The sequence below is a fragment of the Acinetobacter sp. NIPH 542 genome (genome assembly GCF_000369825.1).
GTDB classification, from domain to species: Bacteria; Pseudomonadota; Gammaproteobacteria; order Pseudomonadales; family Moraxellaceae; genus Acinetobacter; species Acinetobacter oleivorans.
In genome coordinates this window covers 652,989-669,290 of the sequence record NZ_KB850206.1, presented here as the reverse complement: position 1 = coordinate 669,290, position 16,302 = coordinate 652,989, and the positions used below count along the sequence as shown (strand labels likewise).

16 protein-coding genes and 1 pseudogene are annotated in these 16,302 nt (G+C 36.5%); 6 read left to right on the top strand and 11 right to left on the bottom strand.

All coding sequences use genetic code 11. The annotated features are described in order from the left end of the window. Nucleotides 1-115: 115 nt before the first annotated feature. Entirely contained in the window at nt 116-814 is a 699-nt protein-coding gene (locus tag F886_RS08705) for a DUF1826 domain-containing protein (RefSeq protein WP_005303861.1), read from the top strand. Between the two features lie 106 nt (nt 815-920). Here F886_RS08705 and F886_RS08700 read toward each other — a convergent pair whose 3' ends face one another. Further along, nucleotides 921-1,379, bottom strand: a complete 459-nt coding sequence (locus tag F886_RS08700; protein ID WP_005303859.1) for a DMT family transporter — start codon at nt 1,377-1,379, stop codon at nt 921-923. A 24-nt stretch (nt 1,380-1,403) separates the two neighbouring features. Next, nucleotides 1,404-2,792, bottom strand: a complete 1,389-nt coding sequence (locus F886_RS08695; protein WP_005303857.1) for an amidohydrolase family protein — start codon at nt 2,790-2,792, stop codon at nt 1,404-1,406. Nucleotides 2,793-2,926: 134 nt separating this feature from the next. Here F886_RS08695 and F886_RS08690 point away from each other — a divergent pair. Continuing rightward, nucleotides 2,927-3,869: pseudogene (locus F886_RS08690) on the top strand (LysR family transcriptional regulator). A gap of 124 nt (nt 3,870-3,993) precedes the next feature. Here F886_RS08690 and F886_RS08685 read toward each other — a convergent pair. Beyond that, on the bottom strand, nt 3,994-4,422 hold the full coding sequence (locus tag F886_RS08685; RefSeq protein ID WP_005303853.1) for an MAPEG family protein: 429 nt from the start codon (nt 4,420-4,422) through the stop codon (nt 3,994-3,996). A 181-nt stretch (nt 4,423-4,603) separates the two neighbouring features. Between F886_RS08685 and F886_RS08680 the strand changes: the two genes are divergently transcribed. Continuing rightward, on the top strand, nt 4,604-5,185 hold the full coding sequence (locus F886_RS08680) for a GNAT family N-acetyltransferase (protein WP_005303851.1): 582 nt from the start codon (nt 4,604-4,606) through the stop codon (nt 5,183-5,185). Between the two features lie 146 nt (nt 5,186-5,331). Here F886_RS08680 and F886_RS08675 read toward each other — a convergent pair whose 3' ends face one another. Next, nucleotides 5,332-5,802 carry a Csu type fimbrial protein gene (locus F886_RS08675; RefSeq protein WP_005303849.1) on the bottom strand — a complete coding sequence of 157 codons (471 nt, stop codon included), beginning with the start codon at nt 5,800-5,802 and terminating at the stop codon, nt 5,332-5,334. A 230-nt stretch (nt 5,803-6,032) separates the two neighbouring features. After that, nucleotides 6,033-6,287: a transporter suffix domain-containing protein gene (locus F886_RS08670; RefSeq protein WP_005303847.1), complete on the bottom strand. Its 255-nt coding sequence runs from the start codon at nt 6,285-6,287 to the stop codon at nt 6,033-6,035. 330 nt (nt 6,288-6,617) lie between these two features. Here F886_RS08670 and F886_RS08665 point away from each other — a divergent pair, with 330 nt between their 5' ends. The 3 genes from F886_RS08665 to F886_RS08655 all read left to right on the top strand — a co-directional run bounded on the left by F886_RS08665 (nt 6,618) and on the right by F886_RS08655 (nt 9,431). Beyond that, nucleotides 6,618-7,055: a DUF2147 domain-containing protein gene (locus tag F886_RS08665; RefSeq protein WP_005303845.1), complete on the top strand. Its 438-nt coding sequence runs from the start codon at nt 6,618-6,620 to the stop codon at nt 7,053-7,055. Nucleotides 7,056-7,813: 758 nt separating this feature from the next. Next, on the top strand, nt 7,814-8,716 hold the full coding sequence (locus F886_RS08660; protein ID WP_005303843.1) for a LysR family transcriptional regulator: 903 nt from the start codon (nt 7,814-7,816) through the stop codon (nt 8,714-8,716). A gap of 10 nt (nt 8,717-8,726) precedes the next feature. Beyond that, complete coding sequence (locus F886_RS08655; protein ID WP_005303841.1) at nt 8,727-9,431, top strand: nitroreductase; 705 nt, start codon at nt 8,727-8,729, stop codon at nt 9,429-9,431. A gap of 67 nt (nt 9,432-9,498) precedes the next feature. Here F886_RS08655 and F886_RS08650 read toward each other — a convergent pair whose 3' ends face one another. From F886_RS08650 to F886_RS08625, 6 genes are all read right to left on the bottom strand, one after another. After that, nucleotides 9,499-10,233, bottom strand: a complete 735-nt coding sequence (locus F886_RS08650; protein WP_005303838.1) for an SDR family NAD(P)-dependent oxidoreductase — start codon at nt 10,231-10,233, stop codon at nt 9,499-9,501. A 24-nt stretch (nt 10,234-10,257) separates the two neighbouring features. Further along, the gene (locus tag F886_RS08645) at nt 10,258-11,574 is read right to left on the bottom strand and encodes an MFS transporter (RefSeq protein WP_005303836.1); all 1,317 of its coding nucleotides are present in this window, start codon (nt 11,572-11,574) and stop codon (nt 10,258-10,260) included. Between the two features lie 12 nt (nt 11,575-11,586). Next, the gene (locus tag F886_RS08640) at nt 11,587-12,087 is read right to left on the bottom strand and encodes a flavin reductase family protein (protein WP_005303834.1); all 501 of its coding nucleotides are present in this window, start codon (nt 12,085-12,087) and stop codon (nt 11,587-11,589) included. A gap of 38 nt (nt 12,088-12,125) precedes the next feature. After that, nucleotides 12,126-13,292 carry an acyl-CoA dehydrogenase family protein gene (locus F886_RS08635; RefSeq protein WP_005303832.1) on the bottom strand — a complete coding sequence of 389 codons (1,167 nt, stop codon included), beginning with the start codon at nt 13,290-13,292 and terminating at the stop codon, nt 12,126-12,128. 253 nt (nt 13,293-13,545) lie between these two features. Then, on the bottom strand, nt 13,546-14,802 hold the full coding sequence (locus tag F886_RS08630; protein WP_005303830.1) for an OprD family outer membrane porin: 1,257 nt from the start codon (nt 14,800-14,802) through the stop codon (nt 13,546-13,548). A 285-nt stretch (nt 14,803-15,087) separates the two neighbouring features. Next, nucleotides 15,088-16,284, bottom strand: coding sequence for a multidrug effflux MFS transporter (locus F886_RS08625; RefSeq protein WP_005303828.1), 1,197 nt, complete (start codon nt 16,282-16,284; stop codon nt 15,088-15,090). Nucleotides 16,285-16,302 lie beyond the last annotated feature (18 nt).

Genomic DNA, 16,302 nt, shown 5'->3' with positions numbered 1-16,302 from the left:
TGTGTCTGCTAGGCTGTACAAGGCTGGAATACCAACAACGATTAACTTATTTTTAGTGAGAAATATCATTCGGTGTATATTATGCGACTCGACCTCTGGTTTATTTAACTCTCCTATGAAGAATGCGTTTTCTGACAGCAAACAAATTAGACAAGTGTCTAGTTTCCCTGAACTTGTAAATACAAAGTTCCAAGAAGAGACAAATGCGATTTGCTGGCACAGGAATTTGGTTGGCGACTTTGAAGAGATTGTGAATAAACTTCAGTTAAAAGAAAATATTACAGAAGTTTCTGTTGAAGACCTTTTAGCGCTACAACTTTCAGAAAAAGGCAATCTGGCAAGAAAAACTATTTTAGAAGATATCGAGCAGTTAACTGATTTTGGCGCCTCACCCGTACTTAATTTGCTTAAACATTATGAACGTGATGAAGAGCTAGATTTCATTTCAACAGATGTATATTCATTTCATGTTGATCGCTCGCCCATTGAAACTGATACATTCTTATGCACCTATCACGGTGCTGCTAGTGATATTGTTCCCAATGATCAGGTTGAACAAAAAGTTTTAATTCCAGAAATTAGAGAAAAGCTCAAAGAATTACATGACGGCCCAGAAGCTGAATTTGAAGCCTTTTTGGCAGAATATTTTTTTGATTTGCATTATCAGCCTAAAGCCAATGCTCAGCCTGTAAATTTAGGCATGGGCCATATTTGGCGTTTGGCTGTAGATCATCCCACTCAAAAGGTTTTGCCTTGTGTTCATCGAGCGCCTGTTGAAAAAGATGGTGAATATCGATTGCTGTTGATTTGTTAAATGTTTAAGTGGCTCACTGGTCTTTAATGACTGAAATATATATTGCCACCCCATGACTGGAATGGCTTGAAGTCACTTTATATCAACAATACTGGTTTAAAACTTCTTATCTGTCACCGAAAAGAGCAATCCCTAGACCTATCAGCATGACCAGTGTTCCATATAGTTTAAACATGGAAACTGGTCGTTCGGCCGCCCCTAGTAATCCAAAATGATCAATCAACAATGACGAGATAATTTGTCCAGCAATTGCCAGCCCCAGCAAAGCCGATAACCCGATTCTAGGTGCAAGGACCACGTAGCTCAGTAATGCGCAAGAACCTAGAACTCCGCCCATAAGACTCCACCATGGTTGATTAGGAATAGCGATCAGTGAAGAAGCTATTCCGCCTCGAACCAGAGAATAAAACCCAAGGCATACCGCACCAGCAGTAAATGAAAATAATGCCGCAGCGACAGAATTCCCGCCTATACCTTTAGCCAGTTGGCCATTCAATGTGGTTTGTAGAGTAATCCCCAGCCCCGCACCAAAAGCCATGAGGTAATAGATAACATTTATAGACATATTGTTTGCTCCCTCTTAGACAACTTACTCAAGAGGTAGAAACGTCTCGGCAAAAATATCTGGAGTATAACCAGCCGCAACGAAAAGATGCTGGCGAGATTCATCAATCGCTGCACGAAGTCGCTCACTGTCCACACCCAACACTTTACCATCACGTTTAACGATTCTTCCGGCAATCATCACCGTATCGATATTGCTGCGTTCAGTTGCATGAACAACCGTGCCAAATGCATTACCAGACGGATAAAGATTAATGTCATCCGTTCGAATTAATATCAGGTCAGCTTGTTTACCGGGTGTCAGGCTGCCGATTTTTTCTTGCAGACCTGCACAAGCAGCACCATCAGCCGTTGCAGCTTTGAGAAGGTTTTGCGCCTGAAAGGTCACTGGCGAATGTGCTGAGCCACAACATTTGTTTTGGTGCATGCCCATTACACGCTGTAAGTAAAATGCTACGCGCATTTCCATAAACATATCGCCACTATAAGACGTTTCATTATCTACACTCAAACCAGGTCTAATGCCATGACGTAGAGCCGATTGCATGGCAAACATACCGTCTTCGATACCATAGTGAGCATCTGATCGTGGGCATACGTTTACTCGCACTCCAGCTTCGCGCAAAATTTTCCATCCAGCATCTGGCAGCGAGGTACAGTGGTTAAAGATATTATCTGGCCCTAACAGACCTTGTTGATGCAGACCCTCTAATGCAGCAGCCATTTCCCCACCAAAAAATTCGGTAATGATTGGTAGCCTTAATCTGCGTGCCTCAGCCCATAATTCGGGTTCTAACTGAGCCATGGCAGCTAATGACACCAAACCGTTTTTACTATTTTTAAAATATTTTTCTTGAAGACGTTCGAGATTGCTAGGCCAGTTCGCTCTGTCCCAGTCTCCTGAAACTGGTGCACCAGAAGCGTGTACAGCTCGAATACCAGCATCTAGCAAAGCCTCGACAGCCGCATCAGAGTGAGCGGCACTACGACTATTGTGCGAGTTATCAATCACTGTTGTGATACCCGCATCTATACAACCTAGCGCTGTAAGCAAATTACCGATGTACATATCTGCTGGGCGATAATACTTGGCAAAAGAATAATGCGTCGCGTTGCAATAGTCTTCTAACGTTTGGGCATTCGGATTAATCCGTCGTAGTTGCCCTTCCCATGAATGTCGATGAGTATCGACCATACCCGGCATCGCGATCATATTGGATGCATCAATAAGAGCTGCACCTTCGGCTTCTAAATTTTCATCCACGGCAGTAATCATGCCGCTCTCGATAAGAATATCTCCGCGAACCATGTTCCCAACCACGCTATCCATGCTTAGGATCGTCGCCCCGCGAATGAGCATTCTATTTGGTGAAGACTCAGTCAGCTGCACTATATTTCTGTTGTAATCAGTCATCATTATTCCAACTTCTCAAATGTATGCTGAAAATCTATCTGAAGTGATAATGCTGAAAAAGCTGGTTAAACTGTTTTTATTATTCAGTGAAAGCGAATAATCTAAGAGTGTGAGTATAGTATTGAGACAAAGGTATGAGATTGGATCGTATTCAAGCAATGCAGATTTTTGTTCGGGTGGCAGAAGCTGAAAGCTTTATCCATGCGGCAGAAGCACTTTCCCTACCTGCCTCAACAGTCACTAGTACAATTAAAAATCTTGAAAAGTATTTACAAGTGCGTCTGTTAAACAGAACAACAAGACGCGTTAGCCTGACGCCAGAGGGAACAGAATATCTGACTCAGTGCCGAGAAATACTCGACCTGATTGAACATACCGAATCTAACCTGACTAACGCTATCAAACAGCCACAGGGTCGATTACGAGTTGATATGCCTGCGGGCATAGCTCATTCGGTGATTCTGCCGAACCTGCAAGAGTTTCAAAGGCGTTATCCCGATATCTACCTCATGATAGGTGTCAGCGATAGACAAGTAGACGTTATTAAGGAAGGCGTAGACTGTGTAATCCGCATGGGAAATTTAGAGAACTCCACGCTGGTTGCCCGCCCTCTTGGTGAGTTCCGCTGGGTAACATGCGCTTCGGCACTATATTTAAAAGAGAAAGGAACTCCACAAACTCCCGATGATTTAGCACATCACCGAGCTATTCATTATTTTTCAGGGAACAACAGACATGCGGGTGAAATGCGCTTTGTACGAAACGAAGTGAAAAAAACTGTACAAATGCAAGGTACGGTTGCTGTTAATGAAACTGAACTTTATATAAAAATGTGCCTTGAGGGATACGGACTCGCTCAACTTGCTGAAAGAATTGTGATAGAATACTTAAAAGAAAGAAGGCTCATCGCAGTATTACAAGAGTGGTGCCCACCACCTGTTATTACAAGAGTGGTGCCCACCACCTGTTGCTGTGACTTTACTTTATCCGCATCAGCGGTTTCTTTCACCCGCAGTACGTGTATTTGCAGACTGGATGGCAGAGCTAATAAGTGATCAACAATCTGACTCAATTTAAAAGGTTATTTTTAAGGCTTCATAATTAAAAATAGTCCTTTAAAGTAAGTTACTACTAATTATATATATTACTTTCAAATGAAAGGACTTATATGAAACAGTCTTATTTAGAAAACATCCACTTTTTAGAAAGAAATAACTCTATATATGATCTGACTAGCCATAACAAATAAACAAAGCACTCCTACGCTATATGAAATTGTGCGCCATGGCTGCATAGAAGTTAGATATGTCAAAGTATGAGTGACTCTAGAAAATGTGAAAATAATAAATAACCACTTCGTGATGATATAGTCTGTATTTAAGAAAATACATAAAGCACCCAATACCCAGAAAATTGGAATATTTTCTAAATCATTCAACCAAGCCTGTTGTGCTCTAGCCACTTGTGGTAACTCGGCAGTATGTGCTGGCACTCTTAAAAAGCCCGCATCTTCTATATTCTTAAAAGCCTTGTTTTTAATTCTGTAATATCCTTGATATGCAGATATTCCGAACATTTTTACAAATAATAAAACCGTACATAATGCGTAAACATATAAAAGACTATTCATTTATTTCTCTGAGGAACAAATTATAATTTATGTATCTATATAATATTTATAACATTGTTATTAATAAAAAAATACTCCTTTAGTACTTATGGTAATTTGACTTTAAATGCGATCCAAAGTCGATTTAAATAAGATTAGGATAAAACTCTTTATTTGGTAATTTTCAGACAGGACCTCTGTTATGACCCCAAACATCATACTTTCAAGTGATCGTATTCGGTTACGCCTTTTAAAGCTTGAAGATTCAAGAGATTTAGTCGCCGCTGCTTCAGACGGAGAATTATGGAACCTCCCTTTCACTGTCGTACCTTCAGCAGAGACAATAGACGACTATATTCACCATGCACTAGAAGGTTACCAAGCAGGCACGGTTCTGCCTTTTACCGTTGAAGATATCGCTACAGGAAAAATCATTGGGTCTACGAGATTTTGGAAAATAGACAGAAAAAATTTAAAGTTAGAAATTGGAAGTACTTGGTACTCAAAATCTTGGCAGCGAACATACGCAAATACAGAGGCAAAATATTTGCTTCTTAAATATGCCTTTGAGGAATTAAATTGCGTCAGAGTTCAGCTTACAACAGATGTACTCAATGAAAAATCACAGAATGCGATTTTAAGACTCGGTGCTCAAAAGGAAGGTGTTGTAAGAAATGAGCGAATTATGCCTGATGGAAGAAAAAGGAATTCTGTCAGATTTAGTATCATTGATGAAGAGTGGCCGAGCATAAAAGAGAATCTTATTAAAAAGTTAAATTATTAAAAGTCTTATCGTGCAATAGTTTAAAGCATTTATAGGCGTGCAAACTCCCCCATTAAACTTAAGTTTACTGGTAGTCGACTTAGTATGTTCAATTTACTATTCCCAGTCCATAAAGCTGAGTTACCCAACAATATTTTTTTCTTTTATTAATATATAACGTTCACACGTACCCAATCTTCATACTTGGTGGCCTGAACATTGGTACTTGATGTAATTGCCCCATGAATAGGAATATTTTCTTTCATCCCTGTCGCGATTCCTGAATATATTTTACTTCCTGACCCTCCCCAAATTTGAGTATGACCAGCATCTTGGTACAGTACATATGCAACAGATGCGGTACTTGCAGCAGATTTAAGTTCAAAGTTATTGTCTGAAGTTACCGCCAATTGATACGGCGTATTTTGACTACATTGCACAGATACATCCGTTCTTGCAGCAGCAACTGGCTGAGAACGAACCACTGAACCAAAATCTAAATTCCCTTGTGTAGAAACTTCACATGCTTCAATAATTGTTAAACTGACTCTTAATGATGTAGATGCATTTCCAGCATCTGCACTATTTATTGTCAGCATACTCATCAGAGAAAACAAAGTGTATTTAAGGACTTTCATTTCTTCTCCTTAACTTTTTGTTCTAATGTCTATTCATCTTTATATTGTGTTTTTTCTGTTCTGGTTAAAGAAACAGCTTCAGGATCTTTTAGTTATAAAACTTAATATTGCACACTGTCAATAAATACTAAACGCATGATTTTAATTTTATTTTTAAAATCTGTGACGTACTACACGCAATCTAACTATTTTTAAAATTAGTTGAGATTTTTATTGCTCTTAAGAGCATTTTAATTTTCCTTTAACTTCATTTTCCGAAATATTTTTGAACACCATTCTTTAATCTTGCCCCAATATTCCTTACCTAGTAATGCAATTGCAATTAAAAAGAGAATCTCACCTACGATCATAAGCCCTGTAATAACTGCTGCTTTATAGGGAATATCTAAAAAAGGAATAATAGGAAAAGAGATCCAATACAAGGCCACAAATCCTAACAAGACTAAGCCAATTTTCTTTTTGAGATTCAATTTTGGTTTTGGCATCAACTGTATTTCACTTTAAAAATTCATAAATTCCATTATTCATTCCTTTGTGTAAAGAACGTTTAAGAAGTGTGTAAAGAGCATGGAGATTTAAAATATTTTTAATCATTAAATCTGTCAGTTCATGTGTAATCTTTAAAAGATGAATAATTCTGTCCTTTCTCGCAATTGCATAAATATATTGATCAAAATAATATCCACATAAATAGATTATAACTTTACATATTGTTTAGCTTATAGATTCAATACTAAGAAAACTGTGAAGTTAAATTTAAAATGAATAATTCAGACCTTTAAAACCATCCATTTTTAATTTGAGAAATGCTTGATATGAAAAAATATTTACTCTTACTTTTACTCAGCTTTTATTCGATTCACTCATTTGCCTCGGACAAACTACATGGCAGCGTTTGGAAAACAATTGATGATGCAACCAATCAACCGAGAGCACTGGTAAGATTTAGCGAAGATAAAAATGGCAATCTGTCTGCGAACATCGAAAAAATACTTGTTCCAAATGAAGCTAACAAATGTACGATGTGTGAAGGTACCTACAAAAACAAATCTTTGATTGGCCTAACCATCGTGAAAAACTTAAAAAGTGTAGGTCAAAATAAATATGACAAAGGATCTATCCTTGACCCACAGTCTGATAAAACCTATCGCTTTAGCTTAACAGTATCCCCAGATGGCGAAAAACTTACCGCGCGTGGATATATTGGTATCTCTGCAATTGGCCGAAATCAAACGTGGTATCGAGTTAAATAAGCTTTAAGGTATTTAAAGGATTTTATTTATAAATTACATGGTTTTTGAGATGATCACTTATCTTAAAAACCATATGACTTTCTTCAAATTAACAGATTATTTAGAGCAACTTTACTATTTTTATCATTCTCCTGTAGGAAAAAAGCAAAGTCTTACATGAAAATTGAGTATGCACTGTCTTTGCACTCTATGCACTCATATAAACAGAAAAAACGTTAACGTTGACCTAAACCGCATTTGCAGAGTTATCTCTCAAAGTATTAAAAATACTGTCTACAGTTTAAATAGTAAAAGGATGTGTTTTTTAACAACTCTAAATGTATCTTAATGTAAATTTTAAAAAATTAAAATTACTTTATAAAGCTAAAGATACGTAATAAATTTCTATTACAATGGTTTAAAAAAACATCTTCATCGATCTTTATTTGCCAAATTTACAACTCTTGGAAAACTATTTTTTCTGAATAAAATGATAAAATTTAAATACTAAGCCTAGGATTTTATATTCATTAGCATTCATATTCAAATTTAATCATTTAACTCAATGTAAATTATTCTCTGTCAAAGCCGGTAGTAAAGTTAGCCCTAATATTTGTACTACTTCACAAAACACTAAAATTGTTTTTTTAAATTAAAATTTTACTATATAAATACTATATTTTTTATATTAAAATTTAACCATAAAGTTATAAATGCAATGTTCATGGAATGAATTTTGCTTAACTTTTTATAAGTCTCAAGATACAAGGATATGATCGATGGATATTAAATTTGACTTCAACTTAGTACGAATTTTTTGCACATTATATGAAACAGGCAGCCTGACAAAAACAGCTGAGATCTTAGAGATTAGCCAACCAGCAATTAGTCACTCACTTAAAAAGTTAAGGAATTTGTATAATGACCAACTTTTTATTCGTACTGACGGTAGAATGTTACCAACCAATTTAGCAGAAAAAATATCAATCAACCTGCTGAATTCTAAAGAATTAATTCTCTCCACTTTACCCGATACAAATTTAGTCACTATCAAAAAAAATTTTGTATTCTCTATGTCAGATATGTGCCAATCTTATTTTATGCCTTCCATTTGTCTCTTGATGGAAGAAAATAATAATAAAGTAAATATTGATGTTATTCAGGCTCAGCAACATGATTTACTCCACGCGATGCGTGATGGAGAAATTGACTTTGCTATAGGACATTTACCTGTTCTAAAAAACTGTAAAGATAACATAATATATGAAAAACTATTTGATGATGAATTTGTCTTAATGATTAGAGAAGGACATCCTTACTGTAATGAAGAAATCGATATTATTTTTAATAATATTGAATTAATTGGAGTAAAATCTTTAACCACAGGCCATACTGATTTAGTCAAAAATATTAATAATGAATTTGAAAATAAAACTATATTAAATATTCCAAATTATTCTGTAGCACCAGAAATTGTAAATAAAACAGATTATGGCGTTATTATTCCAAAATCATTTGCCAAAAGATTCAATTATGATAATCAATTTTTTATTATAGATATTAATATACCGAGAAATACTATTGATATTGGGCTTTATTATCACCGGTTATTTAAAAATAATCATTCTATAAAATGGATGAGTGAAATTATTGTAAATAACTTCAAAGCTACCTCTTGTTAAGGAATGTAAAATGGATTCAAACGAAATTTTGATTGTTGATAAGATGATTCAATCAAGATATGCTGCCCGCGCTTTTCTAGATCAACCTGTCGATCCGCAGCTTATTAGAGATATTTTAACTATTTCTTCCCGAGCGCCATCAGGTACTAATACGCAACCTTGGAAAGTATATGTTGTTAGCGGACAAAAACGTACTGAGTTGGTAGAAGAGGTTTGCCAAGCACAAAAAAAAATATTTGAGCAACCTTATATAGCTGAACAATATCAAGAAAGTTTTGCCTATTATCCAAAAGTTTGGCAACAGCCTTACTTAAATCGAAGAAAAGAAAATGGCGCTTGGCTATATGGTTTACTCCAAATCAGTAAAAATGATCAAACCAAAATGCAAGCACAACTTTTACATAATTATAAATTTTATGGTGCTCCAGTGGGGCTTTTCTTTACTGTGGATCGTTCTTTAGGTATTGGTTCAAAAATGGATATTTCAATGATGATGCAGAATGTAATGTTGTGTGCCAAAGCTAGAGGACTTGACACTTGCCCACAAGCTGCATGGAATAAGTTTCATTCTATCGTACTCAACCATCTGAATGCAGATGAGAATGAAGAACTCGTTTGTGGAATGGCAATTGGCTATGCTGACCCTTCCCATATTATTAATAACTCTCAAACTACTCGAGTTCCTGTAGAAGAGTTTGCTATATTTTTAGATTAATTATTTAAATATAAAAAAATCATCTTCAGATGATTTTTTTATTCGTAAAGCACTGCTATAAAAATAACTAGCGCATCAGTAAACCACCATTCATATCCCAAGTTGCTCCAGTAACAAATGCTGAATTATTCTGAATTAATAACTCAATGGTTTGTGCAATAAAACGCATATCACCGAGTCGCTTTACTGGTATAGATTTAAGAATATCTGGAATTTCATCTGGCTGAACTAAACGATGGAATGCTGGAGAATCCACTGGACCACATGCAATAGCATTAACTGTGACCCCTGATTCAGCCAGAGCTTTAGCAAATAATTTGGTCATAGTCAGAATAGCTCCCTCAGAAATAGCATAGTGTGCTCCTACAGCGACACCACCATTTTGACCTGCGAGAGAAGACATATTAATAATACGTCCTTGCCTCTGTTGTGCCATCCATTGCCCAAAGCGTTGACAGGCAAGAAAGGTTCCCATCTGGTTAATCCGGCAGATCTCAACGAACTCGTCAGCCGAGATATCAAACATTGGGGTCGTTCTGGTCATAGCCGCATTGTTAATAAGCACATCCAGCTTATGAAATTTTTGTTTAATCCAACCAGAGACTTCATCAAAGTCTGCTGGCTGCGTGATATCTAGTTTGTGGGCAAATGCGTTATTCACTGCCAGCTTTTCTACCGCTGTTTCAGCTTTCTCTAGCGTTACATCAGTTACAATCACTTGATATTGCTGGCTGACAAGATATTCTGCTATTGAAAAGCCAATTCCTTCTCCGGCACCAGTAATTAGAATCACCTTATCCATTCTGCCCTACTCCTTTATCCAGATTTAGTGGTTCCCAATATTTTTCGGGGTAAAGAAAATACTTATCGCAGCGATCAAGGCAGCCGCAGAAAACAGATAGAAATTAGCACTAGTACTAGTTCCATTCGCCAGCAGGTAGCCTCCAATGATAGGTCCCATGATAGCCCCAATACGACCGACTCCAATTGCCCAACCTACAGCACTAGCACGAATCTTGGTTGGATAGTAATGAGTAATATAACCAACCTGAACCATACCAACCCCTGTTATGCCCATACCTGCCAGAGCAACTAGCACATAGGTCAAGGCAATATGGTAATTAAAAGAGAGGCAGAAAATAGCTACGGCACCAATAAGATAGAACATCACGATTGTTTTACGTGTGTTTAATCGATCTGTCAGACGACCAATAAATAGCGATCCCAAGCCAGCAGAAAGCATAAAGATTGCTAGAAAAGAAATACTGGAACTAATGCCATAACCATTAGTTTTCATAATTTGTGGCAACCAAGTGCTTAAGCCATACACACCAAGTACGGTTGCAATCTGTGAGCTCGAAAATAAAGTTGTTGCACGCAGATGCTTGGTCGAGAATAGTTCTTTTAGCAGAGAGAAAATATTAACTTTTTCTTCTTTGCTGATCTGATAGTTTTCAATCGAATTCTGATCAATACCAATTTTATCAGCTAACTGTAACGCCTCTTGTTTACGGTTTTGACTAAGCAGAAAACTAATCGATTCAGGAAGATACTTGATAAATATAGGGACTAATAATAATGGTAGTGCACCAATTGCAATCAGTGGACGCCAGCCATATTCACCCAGATAGAACATTCCGACCAGTGCTGCCAGTAATGCCCCTGCTGGATAACCACAATACATCAAAGCGAAATAGAAGTTTTTATGCTTTTCATCTGAATATTCAGAAGTTAAAGCACAGGCAATTGGAATTATGCCACCAACTCCAATACCACAAATACCGCGAGCAATAACAAAAGTAATTGGATCTTGTGCCATGGCTGCTACAATCATTGAACTGGTAAAAATAATTAGACAACCAATTAATAATTTTTTACGCCCAAATAAATCACTAAGTGCGCTAAACAAATAACATCCAATCAATGTACCCAAAAAAGCCGCACTGCCAATATATCCCATATGTACGGCAGTCACGTTCCAGCTCACCTCCTGTAAAAGGGTCGGAATAATGACCCCCATAATTCCGATATCATAACCCTCAGATATCATTGCAATAAAACACAGCAGTACCACACGTTTAGTAGTAATAGCTGAAGGTTCCATATTGGTATTTATTTCATTATTTATTACTGGTACCGACATCAGCATTACTCCTTAATATATTTTTAATGAAGGATGAGCCTCATGTATGGCATAAGAACCATTACAGAAAACTAATGAATCAACATCCTGTTCATAACTATATTGCAGCACCTCTCCAATCACGATGGCATGGTCTCCAGCGTCGCAAACGCTCCATAAGCGACACTCAAACCAAGCTGACACATTGGTAAAACGAGGTGCTCGCTGACTATCCTGATGTAGTTCAATACCAGCAAATTTATCTTCACCGCGTCGAGCAAAACGGTTAGAAAGTTCTATCTGTTCTTTCCGTAATATATGAATAGTAAAATATCCTCCTTTAGTAAAAGCTTCATAAGTGTAGGCATTTTTATCAATGCTCCATAGCACTAACGGTGGTTCCATAGACACTGAATTGAAGCTATTAGCAGTAACGCCAACTTTTTCTCCATTCTTGTCATAAGCTGTAATAATAGTGACACCTGTAGGAAATTTACTGAGTGCATTTCTGAAATCACGGGTATTAATCAACATTTTGTTCCTCTTTATTTGATACGTTTCTTTTCCTGAAACTAGATATATCCTTTGAATGGTTCTGTTTTAGTCATCACTGCTCCAGCACCATCAAATACTGATTCATTAATATGTGCATGCTGAGTAATTACTAAAATATCTCGCAGAATTTTCTGCATTTTCTGACGTTTGAAGATGGAGTTAATGCCAGAAATGCTATAGCAGTTCTTGACAATATCGACACAAGAATGCGCAGCATAGGTAGCAGAAAGGCGCATTTCATTTTCTAGCTCTTTACTAATCTCGTTACCTTTTTCAATTTCGTCCCAAACAAGATGACAAATCTCGTAGAAATAACTACGGGCACTAAGAAAAGCTGCTGTATTTTTGGATAAAGCCATACGGAAATAAGCGCGATCAGCAAGTTTAGGCGCGCCAGTTGTAGTTTGTCCCTTACAAATTTGTAGAAGTTCCTGAATTGCTGCATAAGCCAAACCAAGTGCTACCACGGTATGGACCTGACCCGAGAAAGCAACGGTTGGGATGTGATAAAGCGGTTCATCAACAAGTGCAGGTGCACCGCGAATAAAAGACCAGTCTTCAGTGACAAACTCCTTATTTACTTTTAAGTCATGGCTACCTGTGCCTTCCATACCGAAAACATCCCAGTTCTCAGACACCTGTACTTTATCTTTAGGAAAAATTACAGTTCGTGGACGATCCTGAAATTCGCCACTGCTACTCTCACAAATACCTACACCTAACCAATCTGCCGTTTTTGAACCACTAGAAAATTTCCATGTTCCAGACACTTCCCAGCCATTATCAATACGGGTAACTGGTTGTACCGGGAACAAGCCTCCCGCAAAGATCTGGTCTGGACCATCCTGATAAATGATTTTCTGAGTTTCGATAGGCAAAGCCGCTAGGTAATAATTTGATGAACCAAAACTAGCTACCCATGCAGCTGAACCATCGACAGCAGCCAATTTTTCCAAAGACTGTAAAAATGGCAGTGGATTCCCTGCATTACCACCAAAGATTCGAGGTACAGACACACGGAAAAATCCAGCTTTTTTCATCAAATCGACGATATGCTGTGGAATAAAGGCCAGTTCCGAAAATGATGCACTTTCCAATGCAACTTGCTTGAGCAATTCTTCAAACTCAGATTTTTTACTCTCGTCCAGAAAGATGGAATCGTAAAGTCGCTCAATGGTATACATGGGTCTTCCTTAAGGATCATGATTAGATATTCATATTTATAGTTTTTAAATTTATATAGAACAAATAACTGTCATTTATGGTATTTCGATAAAATAAACAGCACGAATACATATTTTATTTATTTGATATTTAAAATTTTTTTATTTAAAAATCAGAACCATTAATTCCAATATCAAAGACCAAAGAAAAAATATAGGCCCCAAATCTGGAGCCTATAAGCATGTATCCACCAATAAGGATTAGTATGGATTTTTAGAACTTGAAGGTATAAGAAGTAATTAAACGGTGTTCCACAAAACTCTTCCCTGGTTCCATTCCTGCACCATATTTAATATTAGCGTCAGTGTAGCGCCATTCAAATCCCAATCCTTTTAACCATCCCTGATTTGGGTTGTATAATAGGCTGAATACACGTTCAGTTTCCTTGTTATCTGCCAGTCCAGAACGCTGGATGCCATCACCATGATGATAGGCAAACCGAACTTTAACACCCGGTAGGTTCCAGTCTTTAAAATCATATATGTAGCTGAAATGCCAAATAAATTCTTCTGGATTATTAAAAAGCAGAATTGACCAAGCCTGTAAGTAAAGTTGCGGAGAATAACCAGTTAGTAAAGGGAAACTACTGTCACCTATATTTTTTTGCAAACCTGCCGTGAAGAAATGATTCTGCTGTTGAAATGTGGTCATTCCACCCAGAGCCTGACTGTCAAGCTTTCCATAATAGGCATCGCCGTCTTCTTTATTATTGAAATAGCTCAAGTCAAATTTAAATTTGGTTTGATTTAACTGGTTTTTATAATTAACACCGACATAATGCTGCTGATAAATATCTTCCAACTGACCAAGCCAATACGATGTCGATAAATCAGGAGTCAGTTGATAGTCCAGCCCCAATAGATTTAGTCCATCGCTTTCTTTGACTGGTCCCGCAGCCATCATACTCAATTTACGGTATTTATCATCATTGCGGGCGTTAACATGGGTAATACGCCCTGCAGTCACTTTTAAATTCTGAATATCCTTGTTTTCCAACATAGCCCCAGCTAGAGATGTGACCAATTGTCTTGAATCATCAAAATATACAATTGGGGTGCGTGGCAATAATTCACCAACTTTCAATTCGGTATTGGCTGCTTTTAGTTTTAAAGTAACCCCGTATTTAGCATAATTACTTTTTAACTCTCCTTTAGCAGTATCATAAGGCACAATTAAGTCACTAGTCTGGCGATGCTGGCTATCAAGTAAAACCGCATATCGTATGCTTGCATCTATTCCCACTTGAAGCGGTGTATCAGTGTAGCCTGATTCAAAGATTAAGTTCGCTCCTTGCGTCCAGCTGCCAAACGACGGTTGTCGTTCTTGATCAAAGGAGCGATCAAAATAGAAATTTCTAAGATTTAGGTTAGTTTTACTATCTTCGAGGAAATCCGCATGTACTTGTATCGTTGCTGCACTAGCACATACGGATATTATTGCTGATTGAGTAAGTTTTAACTGTTTCGACATATGGTACCTATCACATTATTCCATTAAACACCAATAAATAGCCAGAAACAGACCACATCTAAAAAGTTCACTTAATATAGGTTAATTTATTAAATAAATTTTAGATTAATTATTAAACCCCATTTAATAAGACCCCACTAAATAGGTTAAAAATAAACTGGTCCGAACCAAAACATTAAAACACTTTACATATAAAAATAATAAAAAATATAAAGCAAAATAAATAAAACTAATAATATGAAAATTAAAATAAACTCTAATAATAGTTCTTTTTAAAAAATAAAATCATACTTCTTTTAAAGAATAAAAATACAACACCCAAGCTATTAAAGCAAAAAGACTCATCACAAAAAACATATTAAGTATAATATTGAAAAAAATAAAATTTAAAATTACTCCACTTATTAAGCCACAAGAAAAATGCATACTCCCCGTCATTGCACTTGCAGCCCCTGCACGTTTATTTTGATTCTTCATTGCCAAGGCTAAGGAACTCGGCCCTATTAAGCCCATTGTAGAGACGATTAAAAATATTGAAATAAATATTAAATTCTTAGAAATAAAAAAATAACCTATACCCAGTAATACAATCCCACATACCTGAATTATTAAACCCAATAACAAGATAAATTTTATAGTTCGTGTTTTTATCAGAAATTTACTCAGCATAGAAAATAATATAATTCCAATTCCATTTAATCCAAAAATTAAACTAAAAACTTTTTCACTCAGATTAAATTCCCCTATCATAAGGGCTGATGCTGAATTTAAAAATGTAAACATCACCCCACCAGATAATCCCCCAATACACATAGGTATATAAAATGTTCTATCTTTCATTAAATCAATATATGAATTAAAACTATATTTCATTTGAAATTTAGTCCGTTCTGATTTTGATAACGATTCTTGAAAAAAGAAATGAACTCCTAATAGACATGCTATACCGATTAAAGCCATTAATATGAAAATCATGTTCCAATCATAATATTCCAATATTAATGCTCCAATACTTGGAGCAATTATGGGCGCAATAGCCAAAATCATCATTAAGGTAGTAAAAGCTTGTGCTGACGCTTGTAAAGTGAGCTTATCTCTTACAACAGCTCTTACAATTACCACACCCACACAACCGCCTAAAGCTTGTACGACTCTTAGAAATATTAATTGATAAATATTTTGGCTATAGGCACATAAAATACTCGCTAAAATATAAAGTGTTAAACCAAAATAAAGTGGAGCTTTACGCCCGAGTGCATCGCTAATGGGTCCATAAATTAGCTGTCCAACTGCCAAACCAAAAAAATATGCTGGTAAGGTATTTGAAACCTCTTGAACGCTCACTGATAAATCTTTGGCCATATGACTCAAAGCTGGTAAATACATATCTACTGATAAAGGACCTAAGGCCATGAGCAAAGATAAAAAGAGAATCCAGCTTAATGAGTATTGGGTACTCTTCTGTAAATGAATATCTTGCATAAATTCAGCCTTGAATTA